Origin of the sequence: Ochrobactrum chromiisoli, assembly GCF_026241335.1 — a bacterium.
GTDB lineage: Bacteria > Pseudomonadota > Alphaproteobacteria > Rhizobiales > Rhizobiaceae > Brucella > Brucella chromiisoli.
Genome location: NZ_JAPHAV010000010.1, coordinates 112,289 through 138,288, shown reverse-complemented (window position 1 = coordinate 138,288; position 26,000 = coordinate 112,289). Strand labels below are relative to the sequence as shown.

Here is a 26,000-nt window from a genome sequence, read left to right as displayed (position 1 = left end):
TGCCAGCTTTTCGATCAGCTGATAGTCCTGCAACAAAATAGGGCCGCGCTCACCCGCAGTCAGGGAATTCTGGTTATCCGGGATCGGTGCACCAGCACTTGTCGTCATAATCGGACGGTCTGCCATGGGAATTTCCTTCCTAAAAATCGTTTGTGATCCTACATTCAGCTTGGATTCTGACCTTGGACAGCCCCGCCGCATCATGCCTACTGGATAATGAACCCAGTTTAGACTAATTCTAAGTATAATCTCCAATTGCTTTTTTTGTTATTATTGATAAGTTTTTCCTATCATGTTTACAGTTCGCCAAATGCGCTACTTCGATGCGCTCGCCAATACGCTGCATTTTCGTAAAGCCGCAGAGCTTGCCCATATTTCGCAACCCGCCCTCTCAGCACAGATTGCTGAAATGGAAGCGGTGGCTGGCGCTTCGCTGTTTGAGCGCTCTCATCGCACAATCATTATGACAAAGCTTGGCCGCGAGTTGCTCCCCGGCATTCGGGCCATTCTCAAAGAACTTCACGCGATGGAGGAAATCTCTGCGCAGAGCAAAGGCCTGCTGCAAACCCAGTTGCGACTGGGGATTATCCCAACCGTTGCTCCATATATTATCCCGCATCTCATCCCACTGCTGGCCGAGCGGCACCCGTCTTTCCGTCTGCAATTGCGCGAAAGCATAACGGCAACGCTTCTTGAGGAGCTTCACTCAGGTGAGACCGACGCTGTCATTGCAGCTTTGCCAATCGTGGATGATCGGCTTACGCATCAGAAACTTTTTGATGATCGTTTTCTGATCGCCACGTCAAGCAATGATCAGACGGTATTGTCTTCGACCATGACGCAGGATGATGCGGCGCTTGATCGCCTGCTGCTGTTGGAAGAAGGCCACTGTATGCGTGATCAGGCGCTGGCGATCTGTTCTCGGCCATCCCAGCGGCAACTGGTAAAATATGGCGCAACCAGCATGACGACACTTTTACAAATGGTCGCCCATGGAATGGGCCTGACGCTTATTCCGGAAATTGCTGTTCATGCGGAAACGCGCAGCAACACTATGCGCATCGTTCCGTTTGATGGGGAGCAGCCCAAACGGGAAATCGCACTTTTTTGGCGCAGGCAAAACAGACGCTTCGATGACTTTCGCGCACTTGCAGATTGCATTGTCGAAAGTGCATCCGGCCTTCTCATTGATGACGATAAAATGAAGGCACTCTCAAAATAAAAGGCGACCTCAATGAGGCCGCCCTGATGAAATGCATGTCCGATATGATATTACATACCGCCCGGATAATTCGGGCTTTCACGGGTGATGGATACGCCATGAGAATGGCTTTCACGCAAGCCCGCATTGGAAATGCGAACAAAGGTTGCCTTGTCGCGGAACTCTTCCAGCGTCTTGGCACCGACATAGCCCATGGAGGCACGCAGTCCACCGGCAAGCTGATGCAGAACAGCTGAAATCGGTCCTTTATAAGCGACCTGACCTTCAATGCCTTCTGGTACAAGCTTCAGCTCATCACGCACTTCCGCCTGAAAATAGCGATCTGCCGAACCGCGCGCCATCGCACCAACCGAGCCCATGCCACGATAGGATTTGAACGAGCGGCCCTGATGCAGATAGACCTCGCCTGGGCTTTCTTCCGTACCCGCCAGCAGCGAGCCAGCCATGGCAGCAACCGCACCAGCGGCCAGCGCCTTGGCAAAATCGCCGGAGAACTTGATACCGCCATCAGCGATAACCGGAATGTTATGCTTGTGCGCGGCTTCAACTGCCGACATGATGGCTGAAAGCTGCGGAACACCAACACCGGCGACAATGCGCGTGGTGCAGATGGAACCCGGCCCGATGCCGACCTTGACGGCATCCGCACCGGCATCGATCAGCGCCTGTGTTCCGCCAGCCGTTGCAACATTGCCGGCCAGAATGGCAACATTGGGATAGGCTTTTTTGATTTTCGCAACGGCATCAAGAACGCGTTGTGAGTGACCGTGAGCGGTATCGACAACCAGAAGATCAACACCCGCATCAATCAGACGTTCGGCACGCTCGTAACCGTCTTCGCCAACGCTTGTGGCAGCAGCGGCGCGCAAACGGCCTTGCGCATCCTTGGCGGCATTCGGGTTAAGTTGCGACTTTTCCATGTCTTTGACGGTTATCAGGCCAACGCAGCGGCCCTTGTCGTCAACGACCAGCAGCTTTTCAATACGATGCGCATGTAACAGTCGCTTCGCCTCGTCTTGGCGCACGTTTTCGCGCACCGTAACCAGGTTTTCGCGCGTCATCAGTTCATAAATCTTCTGCGCTGGATCAGAGGCAAAACGCACATCACGATTTGTCAGGATACCGACCAGACGTCCCGGACCCTTGCCAGCGTTTTCTACAACGGGAATGCCCGAAATTCGGTGTGCTTTCATGAGCGCCTGTGCGTCGGCAAGCGTTGCATCCGGCCCAATCGTGACAGGGTTTACGACCATACCGGATTCGAACTTCTTGACCTGGCGGACTTCTTCGGCCTGACGTTCAGGTGTCAAGTTACGATGAATAACGCCGATACCGCCCGACTGCGCCATAGCAATGGCGAGACGTGATTCTGTGACGGTGTCCATGGCAGCTGAAAGCAGCGGCAGATTAAGCTCAATATCTTTGGCAATACGGGTGCGCAGATCAACCTGCCCCGGCATCACCTCTGAATGGCCCGGCTGCAAAAGAACATCGTCGAATGTGAGAGCAAGAGCTCCGGTGGAAGATTCTACGATTTTAGCCATTGCCAATTCCTTTACCGGGTTTACCGAATGAGAAAAGCCGCCTCTCCGGTAAGAAACCGGGAGCAGCGACTGCGCTTCGTTGCGTATTGAATTGGCACCGGCTGGTAACATGCTTATGACTGATTGGAAAGTCTTTTGCGGACAAGTTTCAGTTACTGATAACGATTTTCATGATAAACCCGCCGCCATATTCTTTAAATTTCGCCCAAAGGGGGCAAAATGCGTAAGGCATATCAACGAATCCATCTCATTCGTCGCTCACGCGCAATGTGGATGTCTCCACGATTGTGGAAGCCCCGCCTCGTTTTCTGGTGTGGCGCGATTGCAATTGGTGTTCTCAGTGTGGCCTTCGCGGAAGCCGCCGACATTGCACAGGGTTGGTTCAAGAGTCTGACCGATGGCCAAACCAGCCCATGGCGGGCCTGGTTGCCACTGTTGATCACGCCCTTCGGCTTTATGCTATGCGCGTGGATTTCAATGAAATTTTTTCCCGGCTCCGGCGGCAGCGGCATACCGCAGGCAATTGCAGCGCGGCACCTCAATGACCCAAAAGACCGAACTTTGCTGCTCTCGATGAAAATCGCTTTCGGCAAAATCTTCCTCACAATCGTCGGGTTGTTTTCTGGTGCTTCGATTGGACGCGAAGGTCCGACTGTGCAGATCGGTGCGTCGATCATGCTGTTATCTGCACGTATTGGCAGCTTGGAACACGCGCGTGGACTTATCCTTGCGGGCTCTGCGGCAGGCATTGCTGCGGCTTTCAATACGCCGCTTGCAGGAATCGTCTTCGCCATTGAGGAAATGGGGCGAGCCTATGCAGCACGAACGAACGGGCTTGTTCTGTCCGCCGTCATTCTTGCAGGTCTTGCCTCGCTCGGCCTTGTTGGAAACTATAACTATTTCGGTCTTACGACCGTAACTGTTGTAAGCCGCTTAGACTGGATTCTGGTCATTCTGTGCGGCGTGATCGGGGGTGCATTTGGCGCAACATTCAGCGCTCTTGCGCTCAATCTGACCAACCGTATCAGGCGTCGTGTACAAAAAGCACCGCTGCGCGACACAGTCATTATAACAGGCATTTGCGGCCTGCTGATTGCCGTGATTGGTATTGCATCGGGAGGATCAACCTTCGGCACCGGCTATGATCAGGCTCGCAGCGCCATTGAAGGGCTTTCCTTGCCACCACTTTATTTCCTTGAGAAATTCATCGCCGGACTTCTCTCAATGGTTTCGGGCATCCCGGGCGGCATATTTGCCCCATCACTGTCGGTCGGCGCAGGCCTTGGCAGCACGATAGGTTTATTGCTTGGCACCAGCATCAGTCTCGCTGCCGTTCTTGGTATGGCAGGATATTTTGCAGGTGTCGTGCAAGCACCAATGACAGCCTTTGTGATTATTCTGGAGATGACCGGCAATCATAACAATGTTATTCCGCTTATGTGTGCATCAATGCTGGGCTACGGCACAGCAAGACTTATATCGCACGAGCCACTTTATCACGCTCTTTCACGTATATTTGTGGCAGATGTCTTACGTCTGCGCCGGGCACAGAAGAAGAGTGTATTAACTGAGTAATCATCAAATGGGGGGAGAACAGCCTATGGACAGGCGCGCGTTTGCAAAAGGACTTGCAGGGTTTGGAACAGTGCCTTTCATTGTCGGCTCAGCGGCAGCAGCACAACGAGGGGAACAGAGCATGCTGGAACTCATGGGGGGGAGCATCACTGATGTTCCGGGACTAAAGCTGGGCCATCATACGCTGACAAAGCGCCCGACCGGCTGCACAGTTCTTCTTTGCGAAGAAGGAGCTACGGCAGGCGTCGATGTCCGCGGCTCGGCACCTGGCACCCGTGAGACTGATCTTCTGGACCCCATCAACCTTGTGCAGAAAGTACAAGCCGTCATGCTTTCGGGCGGCAGCGCCTACGGGCTGAATGCTGCAACTGGGGTCATGCGCTATCTCGAAGAAAACAAACTGGGATTTGCAATCAGCAAAGGCGTGGTTCCAATCGTGCCGGCTGCGGTTTTGATGGATTTAGGCGTCGGCGATTTTTCCATACGTCCTGATGAAGAAGCGGGCTATCTCGCCTGCAAGGCAGCAAAAAGCGAACCCTCCGCCGAAGGCAATATTGGCGCCGGTGCAGGCGCATCCGTCGGCAAAATGTTTGGCATGGACTATGCGATGAAGGGCGGTTTAGGCACCGCAAGCTATAAAGTGCCCGGCACCGACGTTGTGGTGGGGGCGATTGTTGCCGTCAACGCGGTCGGTGATGTCTATGCACCCAATTCGCAGCAGATTCTTGCTGGCGCACGCAATGAAGACGGCAAAGGTTTCCGCAATATCATGGATGCGATCATGCAGGGCCGCAATGTCGTCAAATCGGGTGGCGCCAACACGACAATCGGCGCGATTGCCACCAATGCGCCCTTCAACAAGGCTGAACTCAAGAAAATCGCCGGCATGGCGCATGATGGGTTTGCCCGTTCGATCAATCCCATCCACACAATGTGGGATGGCGATACAATCTTTGCGCTCTCGACAGGCAAGGCAGAAGGGGTGGAAGCTGATGTCACGGCCATTGGTGCGATTGCGGCAACTGTGATGGCACATGCAGTCGCCCGCGCAGTTGTGCAGGCAGAAAGCCTGCCCGATCTCAACCTGCCCGCGCATCGCGACTATGTTTAAAGGCATGTCCCCCAAAAGCGGCTCCTCCTTTTGGGAGACATATTTTAAATTGAAAGCTCTCAATAACCACATGAACATCCAGCAATTGAAACAGTCAGCAATATAAGCGATAGAAAAGGCAGCCTCTATAAGGCCATTATATTAGCAGTAGATTGATTTTTATCTGGAAAACAGGCTCGGACAAGGCATGACAGGCAATTCCCTCAAATTCGGCACAAGCGGCCTTAGAGGTCTCGCAACAGAACTAAACGGATTGCCTGCCTATGCTTATTCGCTGGCATTTGTTCAGATGCTGAAATCCAGAGGGGAGCTGACTGCGGGCGAGCGCGTTTTTGTCGGTCAGGATTTACGCCCATCAAGCCCCGATATTGCGGCCCTCGCCCTGGGCGCAATTGAAGACGCTGGCTTCACGCCCGTTGACTGCGGCGTGTTACCGACCCCCGCATTGAGCTATTTCGCAATAGCACAAAATGCACCCTGCATCATGATTACCGGAAGTCATATCCCAGATGACCGCAACGGCTTGAAATTCTATCGCGCCGATGGCGAAATCGACAAAAATGATGAGACAGCAATCAGCGCTGCCTATGCTGCCCTGCCCGCTGACCTTGCCACAAGAAAAGCGATGAACCTGCCTGTAAGCACTCAGGCAATGGATGCCTATGCCGCGCGCTACATCAAGCTGTTTGGCGTAGACAGTCTCGCGGGATTGAAAGTCGGCGTCTATCAGCATTCCTCTGTGGCACGTGATCTTTTGATTAAAATACTGGATGCTCTTGGTGCTGAAACAATTGCGCTTGGTCGATCCGATATTTTTGTGCCGGTCGACACCGAAGCCCTGCGTACAGAAGACATTGAGCTGCTTTCGCAATGGGCAACTCAGACTTGTTTTGACGCGATCGTTTCAACAGATGGCGATGCAGACCGCCCGCTTATTGCCGATGAGCAAGGGCATTTTGTGCGCGGCGATCTCGTCGGTGCGATCACGTCTGCATGGGCAGGCGCAGACACAATCGTAACGCCTGTCACCTCCAATACAGCGCTTGAGGAATGCGGAAAGTTCGCTCACGTTTTGCGCACACGCGTCGGCTCACCCTATGTGATTGCCGGAATGCAGAAAGCTTTAAGCGACAATGCAAAACGCGTTGTCGGTTTTGAAGCCAATGGCGGCGTGCTGCTCGGCAGCACCATTGAGAAAAACGGCCAGCCATTAACAGCCCTCCCAACCCGCGATGCGCTGCTGCCTATCCTTGCATGTCTGAGTACCATCAAACAGTCGCAAAAGCCGCTCTCCGAAATTGCGAAAAGCTACGGCTTCCGCATCGCATTGAGCGACCGTTTGCAAAACGTCGCACAAGAAAAGACTGCTGCCTTTCTCTCGGTCATTACGCAAGAAGAAGCGCGCCTGCGCTTGTTTCCATTAACGGACGCGGTTATTCGCCTTGAAACAATTGACGGTGTGAAACTGTTTTTTGCATCCGGCAACGCAATCCACTATCGCGCCTCCGGCAACGCGCCAGAACTGCGCTGCTATGTGGAAGCCGCGACCGAAGAACAGGCCGCACAACTTTTGACCATGGGACTTGAGATCGCCCGTAAAGCAACGAAGGATGCCAACAGCAAATGAGCTTTATTCCGGTTATCATCAGTGGCGGTTCTGGTTCCAGACTCTGGCCGCTTTCGCGCGACGCCCACCCAAAGCCTTTCATCGAACTGCCCGATGGCGGCACGTTGATTGGAAAGACCTATGCACGCGCATCGCATCTTGATGATGTCGAACAGATCCTTACGGTTACAAACCGCGATTTCCTGTTTCTGACGCTTGATGCCTATGCGGATGCGGGCGCACGCAAAATCGAAAACACATTTCTGCTTGAGCCGCTTGGCCGCGATACAGCTCCTGCTGTTGCCCTCGCAGCTCTTCAAGCCGCTTCAACCTATGGTGCCGACGCAACTTTGCTCGTTATGCCTGCGGATCATCTCATCGAAGATGAAGCTGCATTTGGCCAAGCCGTTCTCAAGGCACGCAAGCTTGCAGATAAGGGCCGCATCGTCACTTTCGGCATCGTTCCCGATCACCCGGAAACAGGCTTTGGCTATATCGAAATCAATGGCGACAATGTTTTGCGCTTTGTTGAAAAACCGGACGCCTCCACCGCGCAAAGCTACGTCGAAAGCGGCCGGTACTATTGGAATTCCGGCATGTTCTGCTTCAAGGCATCAACGATGATCGACGCCATGCAAAGCCATGCGCCCGATGTGCTTGCGGGTGTAAAGGCAGCCCTTGAGCACGCGCGCCATGGCCTGAACGGCGAAACCAAAACGCTCGAAATCGCCCGCGATGCGTTTGCAGCAACGCCTGCAATTTCCATCGACTACGCCGTCATGGAAAAGGCTGACAATATTGCCTGTGTTCCGGTTTCCTGTGGCTGGTCGGATATTGGGTCCTGGGCGGCGATGGCAGACCTGATTACACCAGATGCGAATGGCAACCGCTTACGCGGTGAAACTGTGCTTGAAGACACGACCGATAGTTTTGTCCTGTCAGAAACCCGGCTTGTAAGCCTCGTCGGTGTTCACGATCTCCTCGTCGTCGATACGCCGGATGCGCTTCTGGTCGCCCATCGCGACAAGGCACAGGACGTTCGCAAAGTGTTCAACAAGTTGCGCGCACAGGGCCATGAAGCAGCCAAGCTGCATCGCACAGCCCACCGTCCATGGGGAACCTATACGGTTCTTGAAGAGGGCGACGGCTTTAAAATCAAGCGTATTGAGGTTAAGCCCGGCAGCCGCCTCAGCCTGCAGGCGCATCACCACCGTTCCGAACACTGGATCGTGGTTTCCGGTACAGCCAAGGTCGTCAATGGTGAACGGGAAATCCTGCTGACCACCAACCAGTCCACCTATATCCCATGCGGTTTCAAACACCGTCTGGAAAATCCCGGCATTCTGCCACTGGTTCTGATCGAAGTGCAGAGCGGCGAATATCTCGGTGAAGACGACATTGTTCGCTTCGACGATATTTATGGGCGGACATGATCAGACTGATGGCGAATTAGCGGTTCTTCGCAAAAGCGAATCCGCTATAGTCACATCATGACAATCCGGCACTTAAGCGAAACCATTATCAACCAGATCGCTGCTGGCGAGGTGATTGAACGCCCCGCAAGCGTAATCAAAGAACTTGTCGAAAACGCCATCGATGCAGGGGCAACCCGCATCGAGGTTGTAACAGCTGGCGGCGGCAAGACACTTTTGCGCGTCACCGATAATGGTTCAGGAATCGCCGTCGATGAACTGCCGCTGGCAGTCTCGCGCCATTGCACCTCGAAGCTTTCCGATGATGTGAACGATATTCGTGCACTGGGCTTTCGTGGCGAGGCATTGCCGTCGATTGGCTCTGTTTCAAAACTCTCGCTGAAATCACGTCCACAGGATGCGGAATCAGGCTTTGAAGTTGCCGTTAACGGCGGACGTCTGGAAGGCCCGCGTCCCGCCGCCCTTAATCGTGGCACCATTGCCGAAGTGCGCGATCTTTTTTATGCAACCCCTGCCCGTCTCAAATTTATGAAGACGGACCGTGCAGAAGCCACCGCGATTACCGACATTGTCAAGCGGATTGCCATCGCCTTTCCGCATGTGCGTTTTTCTCTCGCCGGCACCGATCGCACGCCACTGGACTTGCCAGCAACGGGCAGCGGCGCAGACGCAACGTTAGAACGTATCGGGCAGATTCTCGGCAAAGAATTTTCCGAGAATGCGCTTGCAATTGACGCCGAGCGCGATGGCGTTCGACTTGCTGGCTTTGTTGGCATCCCCTCATTTAACCGCGGCAATGCGCTACACCAGTTTGCCTATGTGAATGGCCGCCCGGTGCGCGACAAACAGATTTTTGGCGCATTGCGCGGTGCTTATTCCGACGTGATTGCACGTGACCGGCATCCGGTTGCAGTGCTTTTTCTCACGCTTGATCCGGCGCTGGTGGACGTAAACGTGCACCCCGCTAAAGCCGATGTGCGTTTCCGCGATCCTGGTTTGGTGCGCGGCCTCATCGTTGGCGCAATCAAGCAGGCACTCGCGCAATCAGGCATTCGACCGGCAACCAGTGGTGCGGAAGCCATGTTGCAGGCATTTCGGGCCGAGGGCTTCCAGCAGCGCCCGGCAGAAAACACTTACGCATCGCAGAACTGGCGCACAACGCCTCCTGCCCCCCGCACCGAGTGGTCGCCGCAAACCGCACACCCTGCCCATAAGCCACTTGATTTTGATCATATCCCCGCATTTCGCGAGGATACACAAGCGATTATTGAGACTTTTTCGCAGCCGGCAGCCGATGCGCGCGCAACAATCGCGCAGGCACCTGTAGAACTGATGCAGAAGCCGCTGGGGGCTGCACGCGCGCAAATCCATGAAAATTACATCGTCGCACAAACAGAAGACAGCCTCGTCATTGTTGACCAGCACGCAGCCCACGAACGGCTTGTCTATGAGGCACTGAAAAATGCCCTGCATGCGCGTCCCATACCCGGACAAATGCTGCTCATTCCTGAAATCGTTGATCTCACGGAAGAGGATGCGGAGCGACTCGCAACCCATTCCGAAACGCTTGCACGATTTGGTCTTGGTATCGAACAGTTCGGACCCGGCGCGATAGCGGTGCGCGAAACGCCTGCCATGCTGGGCGAAATGAATGTGCAGCAACTCATCCGCGATCTCGCCGATGAAGTTGCAGAACATGATACATCCGATGGCCTCAAAGCCATGCTCAACCATGTCGCCGCGACAATGGCCTGCCACGGATCGGTGCGTTCGGGGCGGCGCATGAAGCCCGAAGAAATGAATGCGCTGCTGCGCGATATGGAAGCAACACCCGGTTCAGGCACCTGCAATCACGGACGTCCGACCTATATCGAACTAAAGCTCACCGACATTGAACGATTGTTCGGAAGGCGCTAAAGCATATCGCGCAAAAGTGGAAACCGCCTTTGTGGGCAAATCAGTCCACCAGGCTGATTTCCATTCCCGCTACGATCCGAGAACGCCATGCGTAAAAACAATAAGATAGAGCGAGCCTATTGGGTACCATTAAGCGCGGCACGCTCTAGACGATGACGCTGGCACTTGATAGATTTCCGTATCAAGGAATTACACAATGAACAGATTTGAATCACCCCGCTCTTCTCAAGCCGTTCTGCGCTATCTCGATGGCGATTTTGAAATTGTGCAGCACGGTTCTTATGTCGTCTGTGCGGTGTCTAGCGCGCATATCCCGCTCGACGAGCTGAAATACTGGAGCGTGGCGCGGCAGGAGCCCTATGCGACGGGACTTATTTCTTACGAGCGTGAGCTCGAACTCAATCCGGAATTGCGCAGCCGCAAGAAGGCTTGATAATCAGGCGATTGAGCGGGCTTTGAACCGCTCAACAGCCGTATCGAGAATTTGGCGCAGCGCATCCTTGCGCTCAAATTGCAGATCGACATCAAGCACAGCCAACTGACTGATGAATGCGTGCGGCACACTGCTCATGGTGGCAAGGCGAACATGGTCCTTGGCAGTGGTGATCAGTCCAAGGCCAAGCTTTTTCGCGGTTTCAACCAGCGTGCGGATATCATCCGGCTGATAGCCGTAATGGTCCGGGAAGCTTCGCGTTTCCTCCACACTACCGCCTGCCTGCTCTACACTTGCAAAGAACTTGGCAGGATTGCCAATGCCTGCAAAGGCCAGCCAGCATTTGCCTGCAACGTCTGATGAAGAGGATGGCAGCAATTGCGCTTCATAGACAGCTCGTCCGGCACGCGATGCCTGTCGCACCACGAAATCTGCCTCGCGCGCCTTGCCAATGCGCAGCAGCGCATCGGTTTTGCGCATCTGGTCCGTCAAAGATGCCCTTAATGGCCCTGCCGGGATCACCCGCCCATTGCCAATACCACGCGTGGAATCGACCACCAGAAGTGAAAAATCGGCATGAAGGCGTGCGCTCTGAAAACCATCATCCATGATGATAAAATCGCAGCCACGCTCAATCAGTTCCAAAGCCGATTTCAGCCGATCCGGGCAAAGTGCAACCGGCGCGTGGCGCGCCAGTAAAAGCGGTTCATCGCCAACATGACGCGCACTGTCATTGGAGGGGTCGACAATATGCAACCCGGTATAATTGCCGCCGTAACCGCGGGAAACAATGCCGGGGTGCAAGCCGCGCTCCTTTGCGGCCTTGGCAAAGGCAATCGCAGTGGGGGTTTTGCCTGCGCCACCCACTGTGAAATTGCCGATGCAAAGCACAGGCGCTGCGATTTTGGGAGGTTCAGCATGGAGAAGCCTGCGGCCCGCAACAGCGCCATAGCCCCAGGATAGCGGAGCAAGTGCGTATGCCCGCCAGTCAGGCTTTCCCCACCAGAAGGGCGGTGCCTCGCTCACCATGATCAGATGCCGCCGTTGATAAAGATCGCATCATTGCGATTTCCCGGCAACTGCGCTTGCAGCACCAGCGGCTGGATAAAAGGCTCCAGTGAATTTAATGTGCGGTTGAGTGCGCCGCGCATGTCTTTCACGGTATCCGAACCGGCATTGATCATCGTCTGCAAATGCTGCGGATTGTTAAACAGGAAATTGATAGCGCCAGCCAGCATATTGCGGTCTTTCACAACACGCGCACCACCATTTTTGATGAGACGCTGGAAAGAATCGCGGAAATTCTGCACATTCTTGCCGGTCAGTACGGCTGTGCCCATCATCGCTGGTTCAAGCGGATTATGACCGCCTTCCTTGGTCAGTGAATTGCCAATGAATGCAATATCCGTCAGTTGCAGATATAGCCCCATTTCGCCAATCGTATCACCAAGCAAAATATCTGTATCGGCTGCAATCATATCGCCACGGCTGCGCGCTGCGACCTTCAAGCCCTTTTCGCCAAGCATTGCCTCAATGGCGGGAGCACGGTTGGGATGACGCGGTACAATGACCGTCACCAGACGCGGATAGCGAACTTTGAGCATCTGATGCACTTCGGCAGCGATTTCTTCCTCGCCGTCATGTGTCGATATAGCTGCCCAGGTGCGGCGCCCACCAATCTGGTGCTGAAGTGCAGCCAATGCCTGCGGATCAGCAGGAGCAGGCGCGGTATCAACCTTGAGATTGCCGGAAACGCTGACAGGCCGTGCGCCCAACGCGCGGAAACGATCTCCGTCAAGCTCGGACTGCGCAATCACATGCGCGAAATTTTCAAACAAGGCTTCGGCCAGTTCGGGGCGCTTCTGCCATGCTGTAAAAGAGCGGTCAGAAAGACGACCATTCACCAGAACCTGTGGGATATGCCGTGAGCTGAGTGAGAGCACGGTCGCAGGCCATATTTCGGATTCACAGCCAATCGCCAGATCCGGCTTCCAGTGATCAAGGAAATTATTGACCGCCGGTTGCAGATCAAGCGGCGCATATTGATGAATCACCTGACTGCCAAGCAGATCCGCAACAAGTTTGGCAGATGTCACAGTGCCAGTCGTCATTACAATATGGATGCCCGCCGCGGCAATACATTCAATCAGCGGAGCAATCGCAACCGTTTCACCCACACTTGCTGCATGCGCCCAGATAACGGGGCCCTGCGGTCTGGGGATAGCGGTCTTGCCGTAGCGCTCTGCACGCCGCAAACGTTCTTCCTTGCCGCGCGAAGCACGATAGGAAATATATGTCCCGATGAATGGGTAAGCGGCAGAGCCGAGCATACGATAGGCCGACAACATGTTTCGTGCCCAACGTTCACTCATTTCATTGCCTCCAATGCGGCATAGGCTTTGATCGTCGCGTCATTAAGCTGGCGCGTCAATTCCATGCGCTTTTCTTCCAGTTGTGCCTCGTCGGCATTTTCATCCACCCAGACCGGCTCTCCGCAAACAATCATCGAGCGGCCAAATGGCAACGGAATAGTGGTCTTATCCCATGTCTTATGCAAAACATGATTCCGCGAAAAAGCATATGCAAAAGGCATTATTGGCCGACCGGAGAGTTTGGCCAGCAAAATAATCCCCTCGCCTGCTTCTCGCGCCTTGCCATGAGCAATATCGGCAATCATCGATGCCGATTGTCCCTTTTTCAGCGCATTTTTCAATGTCAGAAGTGCACGCGCACCACCTTTTTTCGCCGAATTTCCTTCGCCACGACCACCAGAGCCACGCACAGTTATAAAGCCGAATGTCTCGGCAATACGTGCATTAAGCTCCGCATCCGCACTGCGTGAAAACATTGCCACGACTTGAAGATCGTGCGGGCGAACCACAGGCGCCATAATGTGCTGGCCATGCCAGAAGGTTATGATGGAGGGACTGTGTTCACTCAAAAGACCTTTTATATCCGCAGACCCTTTAAGGGCCGGATTGGTCAGGTGCACGAATTTCAGATAGCCGGAAATCAACTGCACCAGCGCAGATTTGACAAATGCAGAGCGCGCCAGCGGGCCGCGAATGCGGCGCCACACGCGCTTGGCAAAGCCATCCGAGCGGCTGCGCGCATCGGCTTGCGATGCGCGCTCTGTTTCGGCCACCTGATCTTTATGCGGAGTGGACAAAAGCGTTTATTCCGCCTTAAGGTCCACGCCTTCCGGGTCCAGCAAGCGGTGCAGATGGACGATGAAATAACGCATATGCGCATTATCCACGGTCTGCTGCGCCTTCGACTTCCATGCAGTCTTTGCAGTTTCATAATCCGGGTAGATTCCGACAATATCGAGATTGTCGAGATCGCGGAACTGAACCGTTCCAAGCTTGGTCAGCTCACCGCCGAACACCAGATGAAGAAGCTGCTTTTTGTCGCCTTCGGCACTCATATGATCATTCCTTGAAACAAACCCGTTCGCCGCATGATTAGCTCAATGGCCAGTCCGCGACAACACTCAACATTTCCTGCAAAAGGTTTCCACTCGACGCCACCAGCGCGCCATGTTGCAGCGTCTGCCCACCATAAATGAGCGGTCGGGCATCATGGTTCAAGAGCGCACCACCCGACTCACTCAAAATGAGGTCTGCCGCAGCCAAGTCCCAATCATGAGAATTGGGCCGAATGAAGGTACCAGCAATATCCCCACGTGCAACCATCGCGATACGATAGGCCAGTGACGGGACATAGGGATGAAGAACCGCCCTGTCGCGCCAGCTTTCAGGCATAACGTCGACCATTCTCCTGGCGGAAGCGATAGAAATTTTTTCATCAACAGGCGGCAGCCGGGTTTGAATAGGCATACCATTCTGCGATGCGCCAAATCCCTTGCCAGCCTCAATCACCTCATTAAGTGCAGGGCATTGCAACACACCGGCAATCGGCTTTCCGTCTTCGACAATGGCAACACTGACACACCACTGCGCCTGCCCGTTGATGTAACCGCGCGTTCCATCAATCGGATCAATCACAAAGGCACGGCTTCGCACCGCAGCGGCGCGATCATCGGTCGTCTCTTCCGAAATCCAGCCATAATCGGGGCGCGCTTCGAGCAGCACGTCCTTGAGATAGCGATCAACCGCAAAATCTGCTTCGCTGACGGGAGACTGGCCGTCTTTCATCCAGACTTCCGGCGACTGGCCGAAATAGCGCATAGCGATACGGCCAGCCTCCCGCGCTGCGTGACGCAGAAGTTCCAGCTCGTTCTGAATATCTCTTCGTTTCTCAATTTCCGGCAAGGGTCATGCCTTCAATTACAAGAGTTGGAGCGGTCATACCAAAATTCCGATCAATATCGGAGGCGGGAGTCATGTTGAGGAACATGTCCTTCAGATTGGATGCAATCGTCACTTCGCTGACCGGATAGGCGAGAGTGCCATTTTCAATCCAGAAGCCCGATGCGCCACGGCTATATTGACCGGTGATCATATCGACGCCCTGACCAAACACTTCCGTCACATAAAACCCTGTACCGACCGAGCGGATCAACTCTTCCGGCGATTGGATACCCGGCTCAATGGCAAAATTTGTTGAGGCAGGCGAAATATGTGAACCTGAACGCACGCCACGCCCATTGCCCACAAGGCCCAGTTCACGCCCACTCGAACCGGATAACAGCCAATGGTTCAGCACACCGTTTTCAACCATGGTCAGAGCCTGACCCTCAATGCCCTCACCATCGAATGGACGCGATGAGGCCCCGCGAATACGCAGTGGGTCGTCGGTGACGTTGATTCCTGCTTTTAAAATCTGCTTGCCGAGACTATCGCGCAGAAAACTTGTCTTGCGCGCAACCGAAGCGCCATTGATGGCGCTGGCAAGATGCCCCGCGATACCACGTGCCAGACGCGGATCAAAAACAACTGTCACGGGCCCGGTTTTGGCCTGCTTTGCGCCCAGACGGCGCACAGCACGCTCACCAGCACGTTTGCCGATATTTTCAGGCGTATCGAGATCAGCAAAATGAAGGCGCGAACTAAAATCATAGTCACGCTCCATCTTCGTGCCCTCACCTGCAATTGCAGACACAGAACGACCAAAACGCGTTGCCGCATATTCCCCTGAGAAGCCGGATGAAGTGACGAGTACCAGTCCGCCCATGCTGCGCGATGCCCCCGCACCGCCTGAATTGGTAACACCGGCAACAGCGCGTGCAGCCGCTTCGGTTGCCAACGCATCTTCTGTAAGGCGGGCAGTGTTAATCTCAGTCGTGTCAAACAGATCAAGATCACGTGGTGATTTTACCAGCAGTGCCGGATCGGCCAATTGTTCGAATGGGTCCTCCGGGGCAACGCGTGCCATGGCAACCGCCCGCTCCGCCAATTGCATTGGATCACTTCCAGCATTGGCCGAAACACTGGCGATACGACGGCCGACAAATACGCGCAGAGAAAAATCATCGCTCTCCGACGATTCGGTTCCCTCAACCTTGCCAAGTCGGACAGAAACGCTCACCGAGCGCGCACGGATCACAACTGCGTCAGCATGATCAGCCCCTGCGCGCTTCGCAGCTTCAACAAGACGGGCTGCGCGATCGACGATTTTTTCCGAAGAATTATTTGAAATCATTACATTATCCAAGTCCACAGGGGCCTAACTTAACCAGACTGGCAACCACGATATATAACCAACCGTAACGGGATTTTGCGAAAATATCGTCAAATCGTTCGACATCAGACTGATTAGAGCCATATCTTGCTTCTATATTGCCGAAATCCGGGGGCTTCAAGGCAAGGCCGCCACATTCTTCAAATTCCAAGAGCATAACATGGTCGCAACTGGCGGAAGTCTCTACTTACAGGCCCTGGTAATTCTGGGTGGCGCGATCATCGCAGCGCCTTTGTTCAAGCGACTTGGCTTGGGCACGGTTCTGGGTTATCTCGCCGCCGGTATTGTTATTGGTCCGATAGCGCGTCTCATCGCGGACGGTGAAGATTTTCTGCATTTTTCCGAGCTCGGCGTCGTGTTCCTGCTCTTTATTATCGGGCTTGAACTCAAACCGTCCCGGCTATGGGCATTGCGCCATGCCATTTTTGGCCTCGGTGCCGCGCAGGTGATCCTGACTGGCTCGGCATTGGCAGCGCTTGGCGTTTATCTCGCCGATCTGAACACAGAAGCTGCGATCATCATCGGCTTCGGCCTCGCATTGTCTTCAACAGCCTTCGCCATGCAGGTGCTGGAAGACAGAGCGGAGACCAACCAGAAGCACGGCCAGCGCGCTTTTGCGATCCTGTTGTTTCAGGATCTCGCAATCGTGCCGATCCTTGCGATTATCCCGGCACTCTCTCCCAATGAACCTTCACAAGCAAGCGCTGGCTTTCATCTCATAACGGCCATCGCAGCCATTGCAGCGCTGGTGATTGCCGGTCGCTATCTGATCAATCCGATGTTCCGCATCATTGCCAATACGGGCGCGCGCGAAGTCATGATTGCAGCAGCCCTTTTCGTTGTGCTGGGATCGGCAAGTCTGTTGCAGGCCGCAGGGCTGTCCATGGCGATGGGTGCTTTCATTGCTGGCGTTCTGCTGGCCGAATCCTCCTATCGCCACGAGCTGGAAGCCGATATCGAACCCTTTCGCGGAATATTCCTCGGGTTGTTCTTCGTGGCCGTCGGCCTTTCGCTTAACCTCACCGTTATCCTGCAATATTGGCAGACAATCCTGATCGCGGTTCCGATCTTCATGATCGTCAAAGCGGCCATTATCTATATTCTGTGCCGTATCTTCCGCTCAAACCACAACGATGCGATACGCATCGCATTCCTGTTGCCACAGGGCGGCGAATTCGCTTTCGTGCTGTTTTCGGCTGCGGCTGCGGCTGCCGTCATTTCGAACGCGCTCAGTTCTGAACTGGTGGCCGCCGTCACTGTTTCGATGGCACTGACACCGCTTTCTGTCGCCATAGGCACAAAACTGCTGATCAAAGACAAGACAGAAGACGTCATCGAAGAAAACTTTGAAGGTGCGGGGGCAGATGTGCTGATGATCGGCTTTTCGCGTTACGGACAGATCTCAGCGCAGATCCTGCTTGCAGGCGGCATCGATGTGACGGTGATCGACAATTCACCCAACCGCGTGCGTGCTGCTGGAAAATTCGGCTTCCGTATTTATTTTGGCGATGGCACCCGCAAGGACGTGCTGGAAGCGGCAGGGATTCGCAAAGCGAAAATCGTCGCCGTCTGCACGCATAAGAAGGAAATCACCAACCGCATCGTTAATATGATTCAGTCGGAATATCCCGATGTGCGCCTGTTTGTTCGTTCCTATGACCGTGAACACACGCTGCAACTGCGTGGGCAGGGTGTGGAATATGAACTGCGCGAAACCTTCGAGTCTGGTCTGTTGTTCGGTCAACGAACCCTTGAAGGTCTGGGAATAACGGAAACAATCGCCTATCAAATCCGTGAAGATGTACGCCAGCGCGACGAAGACCGCCTCCATGTGCAGGCATCTGAAGGAATCATGGCAGGCCGGTATCTGCTGTTCAACAAGCCGGTTACGCCAGAACCTCTTGTCAAACCTGCACGCGAAGGCCAGCGCATCGACAAGGCGGGCAGCGATATGGATGTTGTTGCACAGATCGATGAGGGCGCGCCTGCGAACTCGCTCGCAGCTGAATAATTTAAGATGCAGACGCCGCCACTGGCTTTCCACTGAGCACCGTATCAAGTGCGCGCTTCAACTCTTCGCGTATATCGGCGCTTTGTGACAATATCTGCTCGAACTTCAGGAAATCGAGCAGACCTATCCGCTCAACATTCGGACGCAAGAAGATGTGCGGCGGACGATTGCGGAACTTATTTTCTATAATCGAGCACATGGTGAGTTGGTTGGCACCCATCACCGCTTCAATGGTCGTCGGCATATAATCGTCTGGGCCCACAGGCGCTCCGACAACATCGATGCCAATCACAATATCAGCCTTATCGAAGAGCAAATCGAACGGAACAGGATTGAGCAATCCACCATCCACCAGAATTCGACCATCGCGCCGCACCGGCCTGAACACTGGCGGAATGGCGCAGGAAGCAGCAATCGCCGAGCGCAAATCACCGCTTTGAATGTTGATTTCGGTGGCCGCATGAAAATCCGATGCTGTAATACTCATCGGAATTTTCAGATCTTCGACATTTTCCGGCAACGCCGCAGGGAGAAAGACGTCGAGTATTTTTTCAATGTTAAACTGGCTGACGCGAAAACCACCCTTGAGCAGCTCGACCCAGCGTTCAGGGCGCGCCTGCCACATACGACGCGCGACCTCCGAACGGCGATTGAAAATCGCTGCCATATAGTCGTGAATTTCCTTGCCGCTCATGCCATTGGCCATACCAGCACCGACAATCGAGCCGATGGACGAACCGGCAATGGCCACAGGCTTGATGCCAAGCTCGTCAAGAACTTCGATAATGTGGATATGGGTAATTCCACGCGCGCCACCACCGCCAAAGGCGACGGCGATACGCGGTGTTGATGGCACGGTGGTATCCATGCTGTTCTTTCTGCAGTTAGAGCATTTCCAGCAAAAATGCGAGGCAGTTCTGCATGGGAGAATGCGTGAAAACAAACAGATAGAGCATTTCCTGTTTTGATTGAAACATTGGAAATGCTCTAGGACTGTACCAACTTAAGACTGTGCCGGCCCATAAACCAAAATTGCAGGTTCTGCTTCCAGAAGCTTTTTGGCAATAGCTTTTACCTGATCAAGCGTAACCGCATCGATCAGTTCGGCGCGTTTATCAATATAATCCCGATCAAGCTCTGCTTCCTGAAGACCAACGAGCGTGTCAGCAATCGACACAGACGAGTCCAGATTATTCACCGCATATGAGCCTTTAAGATAGCTCTTGGCAGCGGCAAGTTCTGCCTCCGTCGGGCCTTCATTGGCCATTTTCGCCACCTGCTCGCGAATAATCTTGAGTGCTTCCTGAGACTTGTCAGGGCGTGTGGCCGTCGAAATCGTCAAAGCCGAGACGTGATCACGCAGCGCCATGGACGAGGATACTGAATAGGCAAGCCCACGCTTTTCACGCACTTCTGCATAAAGACGCGAGGTAAAACCACCACCCAGAATATGGTTCATCAGGTAAGAGGCAAAAAACTCGTCGTCCTTGCGCGGCACAGCCGGATAGACAAGGCTGATCGATGTCTGCGGCATATCAAAGCTCAAGCTCGTCGTCGTACCAAGCGCGAGCTTCGCATCCGGCACAGGCACAAGCTCTGCATTTGCGGGCAGATCACCAAACACCTTGTCGAGCATTTCACCCAGATCCTTCGGGGTGATCGAGCCGACAACACCAATTGTCAGGTGATCCCGTGCAAAATTCTTGCGGTGAAAATTGATAAGGTCATCCCGGGTAATCGATTGCAGCGACTTGACCGTACCATCATCAGGGCGACCGTAAGGATGCTTGCCATAGAGGACTTCAGAAAATTTGCGCGAAGCGATCGTTGAAGGATTGCGCTGTGACGCTTCAAGGCCGGCAACAACCTGCTGGCGAATGCGATCAATCGCATCCTGATCAAAGCGCGGCTTATTAACAGCAAGAGCGAGAAGGTCAGCGACAGCATCGCGGTTTTCAGAAAGCATCCGAATGCTGCCTGCAACAGAATCAAATGACGCCGAAAAGCTCATCTCCGCGCCGAGATTGTCGATGCGTTCCTGAAAGCTATCGGCATCAAGATCGCCAGCACCTTCATCGAAGAGGCCCGTCATCAGGTTGGCAAGACCTTCCTTGCCACCCGGATCCTGCGATGTCCCCCCCTTGAATGAAAACCGCATCGAAACAAGCGGCACGGAATTATCTTGCACCAGCCAGGCTTTGATGCCTTTGGGCGAAACGACTTCCTGTATTTCAATTGCATTGGCCGGAAGGCTCAGAGCGGCCAGCAACAACATCGAGGTTACAACGGCGGCAATGGCATTTTTCGTCCGCAGAATGCTCAAAACAACAACATTACTCACTGGATTGCTCCTTCTGCGCCATTCACTCCTGCATTGCCCGCCGCTGCATTGGAATTTTCACTTGCATTTTCCGGCTCCGTATCGGGCGGCAACAGATAGCTCGTCACCGACTGGTCCTTCACAAGATAACGGCTTGCCGCGTCCCTGATCTGCTCAACCGTTACAGATTTGATCAGGTCTGGCCATTTCTGAATATCTTCAATGTTCTGACCAACAGACAATGCTGAACCGTAAATTCGCGCCATACCAGACTGGCTGTCCCGCGCAAAAATCACGGCCTTGAGAAAACGGTTGCGCGCCTGATCGAGTTCTTCTTGCGTCACACCATCTTTGATAATGCGTGCAACCTGCGCATCAACAGCCTTTTCCACTTCCGCCAATGTCTTGCCAGTTTGTGGAGAGCCGTAAACCGAGAACGTGCCGTCATCCAGCGCATCCCCGTCATAGCTCGCGCCGGTATTGGACGCGATGCCCTGCTTGACGATCAGTTCCTGATAAAGGCGCGAGCGCAGCGATCCGCCCAGAATCTCGCCCAAAAGGTCAAGTGCAGGTGCATCGCCCTTCTTTACATTGGGAAAGCGCTTTTCATTGGCGTAAGATGGTACAAGCCAGGAAATGCGGAACGATGGGGTGCTGACGCGTTCATCATGCAAGGTCACAATCCGCGCCGCATGTTTTACCGGCTCCTGCGGACGGTCACGCGGCAGGACCTCAGCTCGCTTCGGGATTTTTGCCCAGGTTTTCATGACAAGATCACGCACGCGCTCAGGCGTCACATCGCCAGCGATCACCAGCGTGGCGTTGTTTGGCGTGTAATATTGCTGATAAAAATCGATCGCGTCTTTGAGGCTGAGCTTTTCCATTTCCTGCCGCCAGCCGATTACCGGCACGCGATAAGGATGATTATAAAAAAGCGTAGCGTCGGTGTTTTCCATCAACATCGCTGCGGGATTGGAATCCACCCGCATACTGCGTTCTTCGAGGATAACATCGCGTTCTGTCTTAACCGCCTCTTCATTAAGCACCAGATTGGCCATCCGGTCCGATTCATACCCCATCACCATCTCAAGCGCGTCGGGCGTCACTCGCTGGAAATACGCCGTGTAATCATAAGAGGTGAAGGCATTTTCCTGACCACCAATGGCCGCGACTTTTGCCGAAAATTCGCCTGCCGGGTAGGTCTTGGTGCCCTTGAACATCAAATGTTCAAGAAAATGCGCAATCCCGGATTTACCCGCAGCTTCATCAGCCGAACCCACATGATACCAGATCATCTGCGTCACGACAGGCGCGCGGTGATCCGGGATAACGACGACTTGCAACCCGTTTTCAAGGGTGAAGCTGCTGATACCTTCGGATTGCTTTATTTCAGGAAGCTTTTGAGGCGACAGCGACGCTGCGGCCTCGGTCGTTGCAGCCGGAGCTGCCGTTTGCGCCTGTACGGAACCAGATGCCAGCGGCAACACCAGTGCAAAACCAAGTGCCGTAGACAACAATAAGCGCCGGAGTGAGGGGTTATGCACCAAGCGACATCTCCAATCAGTTTACATTTCACCCAGATCCTGAGTGAAATGGCTTAATATAAAATCAAATATTACCCCCGGACCCGGTTTTCCGGTTCCGGTAAGTCATTAGCTTTACTTCAGCTGGATGAGGCGAATGATGGTGCCACCATAATTCCGCTCTTCATGCACGACGAATCGTTCATCCAGTTCAAGCGATGCTTCTGCATCCTCTTCAAGCACGAGAAGTGCGTCAGGATTAAGCCAATTGCCTTCAAGTGCAGACAAAAGTGCTTTTTCACCCATCCGACGTCCATAAGGCGGATCGGCAAAAACCAGATCAAAAGGCTCCATTGTTCCTGCCTCGCCGAGCTTGCAGGCATCACGACGCAAAACTTTGGTCTGCCCCTGAAGTCCAAATGTTTCAATGTTCTGGCGAAGAAGACCGCGTCCTTCTGCCGATTCCTCGACGAAAACCGCATAGCGTGCACCGCGCGACAGCGCTTCAAGACCGAGCGCGCCTGTGCCTGCAAAAAGGTCAAGGACACGCCCGCCGTCCACTTTGTCAGGAAAACTATGCGCGAGAATGTTGAACAGGCTTTCACGTGTGCGATCCGTTGTCGGACGGATCGCATTTGTTGCAGGTGTTACGAGCGTGCGCCCGCGGAATTTACCGCCGACGATCCGCACCACTACCCCCTGGCTTGCCACCGCGTGGCTTTCCATCGCCGGACCGGCCATTGCCTGGCTTGCCGCCTGAGCCACCACGATCCGGCCCCTTGCCAAAGCCGCCCGGCCCCTTCGACGGGCCGCGGCCTTCACTGGAGCGCGGACCGCTGCCACGTGGCCCGGATGGCTTACCAAAGCTCCGGCCTTCATAGCCGCCCGATGATCTTTCGCCGCCCTCACCCTTTAGTTCAGCGCGCTCACGCTTGCCGGGACGACGCTCTTGCTTGCGATCGTCGCGTCCTTCGGGCCGTGGTGCACGCGGTTCAAAACGGCCCTCGGCGCGCCGAGGACGCTCTTCACGCCCCTCATCACGGCGTTGTTCACCATCACCAAAGCGTCGTGGACGGGACGGGAAATCTCCCTCCGGGCGCGGACCGCGATGCGCAGGACGTCCTTCCGAACGACCTTCAGGGCGAGAGCCCTGCTTGTCAAAGCGCCCTTCAGAACGGCGCGGATCACCATCGGAGCGGCTTGCGCGCGCACCACGGCTCTCGGCACGAGCGGCCTTGATTGCAGCAGCCTTTTCACCCTGTGGGCGCGCGCCTGACGCCATCCAGACATTGGAATTGCCACGACGGCGCGGCTCAACCCTGTCTTCTTTCGTTTCTTTCTGCTTGCGACGTTCCGGCTGGCTCGAAATCCATTCGCGCTCCCGTGGCGCGCGCCGACGCTCTTCTTCCGGCTCACGCTGTTCCATTTCACGCGCGGTTCGTCCCTGAACAACCGTGTTGGAGAACTCGTTGAGAATGGGGGCATCGAAATCAGCCCCCGATTCCTCGACCAGCTTTTCACCAAGCTGGTCACGCAGAATGCGACCGCGAATTTCGCGCACGCCGCCTTCTTCCAGATCGCCCAGCTGGAATGGACCAAATGAGACGCGGATCAGACGACCAACGGTCAGACCAAGTGCACCAAGAATGTTCTTAACTTCGCGGTTCTTGCCCTCGCGCAAACCGATCGAAATCCAGACATTCGAACCCTGTTCGCGCTCAAGCGTCGCTTCAATGCTGCCATAAAAGACGCCATCAACGGCAATACCGTTTTTCAGCTCATCAAGCTGCGCCTGTGTTACCTTGCCATGGGCGCGCACGCGATAACGGCGCAGCCAGCCGGTGGAAGGCAGTTCAAGAACGCGCGACAGCCCACCATCATTGGTAAGCAGCAGCAGACCTTCCGTATTGATGTCCAGACGTCCGACCGAGAGCACACGCGGCATTTCCGCAGGCAGCGCTTCAAACACGGTCGGGCGACCTTCAGGATCGCGATTGGTCGTCACAAGACCTGCTGGTTTATGGTACAGCCAGAGACGAGTGCGCTCGGCCTGCTTAAGCTGTTTGCCGTCAACGGTGATGACATCGCTGCGCTTCACGTTCACAGCCGGGCTGTCTAGCACCTTACCATTCACAGAAATGCGGCCTGCCGCAATCATCGTCTCGGCTTCGCGGCGCGACGCAATGCCCGCACGTGCCAGACGCTTGGCGATACGCTCGCTGGTATCTTCGCCTTCCTGCGGGGCGCGCGATCCAAACGTGCGCGGCGCACCACGATCGTCTTCGCGACGCGGCCTGTCTTCGCGCGGCTTACCTTCGCGAGGCCGGTCGTTACGCGGACGCTCTCCGCGACCTTCGCCGCGTCCGAATGGAGGACGTCGACCGCCCTTATTGTCGTCTTCAGTGCTCATCTGGTATTGGCCTCTCAGCAGCGTTGCCTTGTCCTCTGTCGCCTTTTTAGGGCCATCCAGAACCATACGGTCAAAAACGCTGTATAAATCCGTTTGCAAATCGGTTTTGATTTCGTGACTTATGCAGTAACAAATCGCTCAATGGCTTGCGAGCAAAATTTCCCGCTCTTTGCCACGAAATGAGGTTGGCTTGAAAAAGGTTGCAGATATTTCACCACCCAAACTAGCAACACCGATGGATATTGCGCTTGAGGAAGCGAAATCTGCGGCCCTTCGCGGCGAGGTGCCGATTGGCGCAGTTGTTGTATATGAAGGAAAAATCATCGCGCGCACGGGCAACCGGACACGGGAATTAAATGATGTGACAGCGCATGCAGAGGTCCTTGCAATACGCATTGCGGGCGAGGCGCTCAAATCTGAGAGGCTGATCGATTGCGATCTTTATGTAACGCTTGAGCCTTGCGCAATGTGCGCGGCTGCAATCTCATTTGCCCGTATCCGCCGCCTTTATTATGGCGCAGCCGACCCTAAGGGCGGCGGCGTGGAATCTGGGCCGCGCTTTTACACGCAGCCCACATGCCATCATGTTCCAGAAATTTACACAGGCTTTTCCGAAGAGAAAGCGCAGAAGATACTCAGGGATTTTTTCCGCGAGAAGCGGTAATCATTTGGCCTCTCGGGCCACACGGCGCCCGGTCATAAGCTCCAATGTGTTATCCCGCATTGCAAAATGATGCACAAACACCATCAGCACATGGCCAACAATGGCCGCCAGGAGTAACCAGCCAAGAAGGCCATGAACTGCAATGGCAGGCGCGGTCAGCAGAGTATTCGGCACTCCCGTGCGTTCAAAAATCTGAATCCCAAGAAACGAGAAGCCACGGCCATTACCATAGCTGCGCAGGACTGCAACCGCAGGCACGACAAACATCAGCCCATAAATAACCAGATGACCAAGACCCGCCAGCTTGCCCAAAACACCAGACTTATGCGGGCGCCTTGATAAATTCAGCAATCCCCACACGCCTCTGATCAAAACCAGCAAAAACAACGCAAAGCCAACCTGAAAATGTGTTGGCCATATCAAATTATAAATTGCTGTGTCTTTAGCAAAAAAGCGAAGGATTGTTGTGATGAATTGCCAAACAAACAGTACAACCATCAACCAGTGCAAAGATCGGCTGACCGCCCCATAACCATCGGAGCCGTCTAAAAAAGGATTGTTTTTGTTCACAATAGATACCTTAATTTA

General features: G+C 54.4%; 23 protein-coding genes. 9 read left to right on the top strand and 14 right to left on the bottom strand.

Translation table 11 applies throughout. From position 1 onward, the window contains the following. The coding region (locus tag OPR82_RS16910) for a catalase (RefSeq protein ID WP_265986154.1) at positions 1-126 on the bottom strand (126 nt) is incomplete at its 3' end. A gap of 166 nt (positions 127-292) precedes the next feature. On the opposite strand from OPR82_RS16910, the gene OPR82_RS16905 reads away from it, so the two are divergent. Beyond that, complete coding sequence (locus OPR82_RS16905; RefSeq protein ID WP_265986140.1) at positions 293-1,222, top strand: hydrogen peroxide-inducible genes activator; 930 nt, start codon at positions 293-295, stop codon at positions 1,220-1,222. A gap of 50 nt (positions 1,223-1,272) precedes the next feature. Here OPR82_RS16905 and guaB read toward each other — a convergent pair whose 3' ends face one another. Beyond that, on the bottom strand, positions 1,273-2,766 hold the full coding sequence (guaB, locus tag OPR82_RS16900) for an IMP dehydrogenase (protein ID WP_265986139.1): 1,494 nt from the start codon (positions 2,764-2,766) through the stop codon (positions 1,273-1,275). A 219-nt stretch (positions 2,767-2,985) separates the two neighbouring features. Between guaB and OPR82_RS16895 the strand changes: the two genes are divergently transcribed. The 6 genes from OPR82_RS16895 to OPR82_RS16870 all read left to right on the top strand — a co-directional run bounded on the left by OPR82_RS16895 (position 2,986) and on the right by OPR82_RS16870 (position 10,841). Then, positions 2,986-4,341, top strand: coding sequence for a chloride channel protein (locus OPR82_RS16895; RefSeq protein ID WP_265986138.1), 1,356 nt, complete (start codon positions 2,986-2,988; stop codon positions 4,339-4,341). A 25-nt stretch (positions 4,342-4,366) separates the two neighbouring features. Further along, entirely contained in the window at positions 4,367-5,452 is a 1,086-nt protein-coding gene (locus tag OPR82_RS16890; protein ID WP_265986137.1) for a P1 family peptidase, read from the top strand. A 187-nt stretch (positions 5,453-5,639) separates the two neighbouring features. After that, complete coding sequence (locus tag OPR82_RS16885; protein ID WP_265986136.1) at positions 5,640-7,079, top strand: phosphomannomutase; 1,440 nt, start codon at positions 5,640-5,642, stop codon at positions 7,077-7,079. Then, positions 7,076-8,491, top strand: a complete 1,416-nt coding sequence (locus OPR82_RS16880; RefSeq protein ID WP_265986135.1) for a mannose-1-phosphate guanylyltransferase/mannose-6-phosphate isomerase — start codon at positions 7,076-7,078, stop codon at positions 8,489-8,491. Before OPR82_RS16885 ends, OPR82_RS16880 begins: the two co-directional genes overlap by 4 nt. A gap of 57 nt (positions 8,492-8,548) precedes the next feature. Beyond that, positions 8,549-10,408, top strand: coding sequence for a DNA mismatch repair endonuclease MutL (gene mutL, locus OPR82_RS16875; protein WP_265986134.1), 1,860 nt, complete (start codon positions 8,549-8,551; stop codon positions 10,406-10,408). Positions 10,409-10,604: 196 nt separating this feature from the next. Further along, complete coding sequence (locus OPR82_RS16870; protein WP_265986133.1) at positions 10,605-10,841, top strand: DUF2093 domain-containing protein; 237 nt, start codon at positions 10,605-10,607, stop codon at positions 10,839-10,841. Positions 10,842-10,844: 3 nt separating this feature from the next. Here the strand turns inward: OPR82_RS16870 and lpxK are convergent, their stop codons facing one another. From lpxK to OPR82_RS16840, 6 genes are read right to left on the bottom strand one after another with little or no spacing between them, the layout of a single operon-like run. Then, positions 10,845-11,870, bottom strand: a complete 1,026-nt coding sequence (gene lpxK, locus OPR82_RS16865; RefSeq protein WP_265986132.1) for a tetraacyldisaccharide 4'-kinase — start codon at positions 11,868-11,870, stop codon at positions 10,845-10,847. Positions 11,871-11,872: 2 nt separating this feature from the next. After that, positions 11,873-13,213 (bottom strand): lipid IV(A) 3-deoxy-D-manno-octulosonic acid transferase, encoded by a 1,341-nt coding sequence (gene waaA / locus OPR82_RS16860; protein WP_265986131.1) that lies wholly within the window; start codon positions 13,211-13,213, stop codon positions 11,873-11,875. Continuing rightward, positions 13,210-13,986 (bottom strand): lysophospholipid acyltransferase family protein, encoded by a 777-nt coding sequence (locus OPR82_RS16855; protein ID WP_265986153.1) that lies wholly within the window; start codon positions 13,984-13,986, stop codon positions 13,210-13,212. The genes waaA and OPR82_RS16855 overlap by 4 nt, the downstream gene beginning before the upstream one ends. Positions 13,987-14,016: 30 nt before the next feature. Continuing rightward, positions 14,017-14,268 (bottom strand): DUF4170 domain-containing protein, encoded by a 252-nt coding sequence (locus tag OPR82_RS16850; protein WP_265986130.1) that lies wholly within the window; start codon positions 14,266-14,268, stop codon positions 14,017-14,019. A gap of 37 nt (positions 14,269-14,305) precedes the next feature. Beyond that, complete coding sequence (locus OPR82_RS16845; RefSeq protein WP_265986129.1) at positions 14,306-15,115, bottom strand: 3'(2'),5'-bisphosphate nucleotidase CysQ; 810 nt, start codon at positions 15,113-15,115, stop codon at positions 14,306-14,308. Then, the gene (locus OPR82_RS16840) at positions 15,102-16,445 is read right to left on the bottom strand and encodes a TldD/PmbA family protein (protein WP_265986128.1); all 1,344 of its coding nucleotides are present in this window, start codon (positions 16,443-16,445) and stop codon (positions 15,102-15,104) included. The genes OPR82_RS16845 and OPR82_RS16840 overlap by 14 nt, the downstream gene beginning before the upstream one ends. 199 nt (positions 16,446-16,644) lie before the next feature. Here OPR82_RS16840 and OPR82_RS16835 point away from each other — a divergent pair, with 199 nt between their 5' ends. Further along, on the top strand, positions 16,645-18,495 hold the full coding sequence (locus OPR82_RS16835) for a monovalent cation:proton antiporter-2 (CPA2) family protein (protein WP_265986127.1): 1,851 nt from the start codon (positions 16,645-16,647) through the stop codon (positions 18,493-18,495). 1 nt (position 18,496) lies between these two features. On the opposite strand, the gene OPR82_RS16830 is transcribed toward OPR82_RS16835, so the two are convergent. The 5 genes from OPR82_RS16830 to OPR82_RS16810 all read right to left on the bottom strand — a co-directional run bounded on the left by OPR82_RS16830 (position 18,497) and on the right by OPR82_RS16810 (position 24,748). Then, positions 18,497-19,363, bottom strand: coding sequence for a patatin-like phospholipase family protein (locus tag OPR82_RS16830; RefSeq protein ID WP_265986126.1), 867 nt, complete (start codon positions 19,361-19,363; stop codon positions 18,497-18,499). A gap of 135 nt (positions 19,364-19,498) precedes the next feature. Next, positions 19,499-20,770 (bottom strand): M16 family metallopeptidase, encoded by a 1,272-nt coding sequence (locus tag OPR82_RS16825; RefSeq protein WP_265986152.1) that lies wholly within the window; start codon positions 20,768-20,770, stop codon positions 19,499-19,501. Positions 20,771-20,832: 62 nt separating this feature from the next. Further along, complete coding sequence (locus OPR82_RS16820; RefSeq protein ID WP_265986150.1) at positions 20,833-22,359, bottom strand: M16 family metallopeptidase; 1,527 nt, start codon at positions 22,357-22,359, stop codon at positions 20,833-20,835. Between the two features lie 114 nt (positions 22,360-22,473). Further along, positions 22,474-23,064 carry a 16S rRNA (guanine(966)-N(2))-methyltransferase RsmD gene (rsmD, locus tag OPR82_RS16815; RefSeq protein WP_407673272.1) on the bottom strand — a complete coding sequence of 197 codons (591 nt, stop codon included), beginning with the start codon at positions 23,062-23,064 and terminating at the stop codon, positions 22,474-22,476. Then, positions 23,009-24,748 carry a pseudouridine synthase gene (locus OPR82_RS16810; RefSeq protein ID WP_265986125.1) on the bottom strand — a complete coding sequence of 580 codons (1,740 nt, stop codon included), beginning with the start codon at positions 24,746-24,748 and terminating at the stop codon, positions 23,009-23,011. The genes rsmD and OPR82_RS16810 overlap by 56 nt, the downstream gene beginning before the upstream one ends. A gap of 235 nt (positions 24,749-24,983) precedes the next feature. Between OPR82_RS16810 and OPR82_RS16805 the strand changes: the two genes are divergently transcribed. Beyond that, positions 24,984-25,412, top strand: a complete 429-nt coding sequence (locus tag OPR82_RS16805; protein ID WP_396997310.1) for a nucleoside deaminase — start codon at positions 24,984-24,986, stop codon at positions 25,410-25,412. Here the strand turns inward: OPR82_RS16805 and OPR82_RS16800 are convergent, their stop codons facing one another. Further along, on the bottom strand, positions 25,413-25,982 hold the full coding sequence (locus OPR82_RS16800) for a cytochrome b (RefSeq protein ID WP_265986123.1): 570 nt from the start codon (positions 25,980-25,982) through the stop codon (positions 25,413-25,415). Between the last annotated feature and the right edge of the window lie 18 nt (positions 25,983-26,000).

What these genes read in the sequence shown, in the direction of transcription:
- OPR82_RS16890 (WP_265986137.1), top strand. Translation starts at nt 4,367, where the DNA reads ATGGACAGGCGCGCGTTTGCAAAAGGACTTGCAGGGTTTGGAACAGTG.
- OPR82_RS16840 (WP_265986128.1), bottom strand. Translation starts at nt 16,445, where the DNA reads ATGATTTCAAATAATTCTTCGGAAAAAATCGTCGATCGCGCAGCCCGT.
- guaB (WP_265986139.1), bottom strand. Translation starts at nt 2,766, where the DNA reads ATGGCTAAAATCGTAGAATCTTCCACCGGAGCTCTTGCTCTCACATTC.
- OPR82_RS16835 (WP_265986127.1), top strand. Translation starts at nt 16,645, where the DNA reads ATGGTCGCAACTGGCGGAAGTCTCTACTTACAGGCCCTGGTAATTCTG.
- OPR82_RS16850 (WP_265986130.1), bottom strand. Translation starts at nt 14,268, where the DNA reads ATGAGTGCCGAAGGCGACAAAAAGCAGCTTCTTCATCTGGTGTTCGGC.
- OPR82_RS16870 (WP_265986133.1), top strand. Translation starts at nt 10,605, where the DNA reads ATGAACAGATTTGAATCACCCCGCTCTTCTCAAGCCGTTCTGCGCTAT.
- lpxK (WP_265986132.1), bottom strand. Translation starts at nt 11,870, where the DNA reads ATGGTGAGCGAGGCACCGCCCTTCTGGTGGGGAAAGCCTGACTGGCGG.
- OPR82_RS16830 (WP_265986126.1), bottom strand. Translation starts at nt 19,363, where the DNA reads ATGGATACCACCGTGCCATCAACACCGCGTATCGCCGTCGCCTTTGGC.
- OPR82_RS16805 (WP_396997310.1), top strand. Translation starts at nt 24,984, where the DNA reads ATGGATATTGCGCTTGAGGAAGCGAAATCTGCGGCCCTTCGCGGCGAG.
- OPR82_RS16895 (WP_265986138.1), top strand. Translation starts at nt 2,986, where the DNA reads ATGCGTAAGGCATATCAACGAATCCATCTCATTCGTCGCTCACGCGCA.
- OPR82_RS16880 (WP_265986135.1), top strand. Translation starts at nt 7,076, where the DNA reads ATGAGCTTTATTCCGGTTATCATCAGTGGCGGTTCTGGTTCCAGACTC.
- OPR82_RS16905 (WP_265986140.1), top strand. Translation starts at nt 293, where the DNA reads ATGTTTACAGTTCGCCAAATGCGCTACTTCGATGCGCTCGCCAATACG.
- waaA (WP_265986131.1), bottom strand. Translation starts at nt 13,213, where the DNA reads ATGAGTGAACGTTGGGCACGAAACATGTTGTCGGCCTATCGTATGCTC.
- OPR82_RS16825 (WP_265986152.1), bottom strand. Translation starts at nt 20,770, where the DNA reads ATGTTGTTGCTGGCCGCTCTGAGCCTTCCGGCCAATGCAATTGAAATA.
- OPR82_RS16810 (WP_265986125.1), bottom strand. Translation starts at nt 24,748, where the DNA reads ATGAGCACTGAAGACGACAATAAGGGCGGTCGACGTCCTCCATTCGGA.
- rsmD (WP_407673272.1), bottom strand. Translation starts at nt 23,064, where the DNA reads ATGGAAAGCCACGCGGTGGCAAGCCAGGGGGTAGTGGTGCGGATCGTC.
- OPR82_RS16885 (WP_265986136.1), top strand. Translation starts at nt 5,640, where the DNA reads ATGACAGGCAATTCCCTCAAATTCGGCACAAGCGGCCTTAGAGGTCTC.
- mutL (WP_265986134.1), top strand. Translation starts at nt 8,549, where the DNA reads ATGACAATCCGGCACTTAAGCGAAACCATTATCAACCAGATCGCTGCT.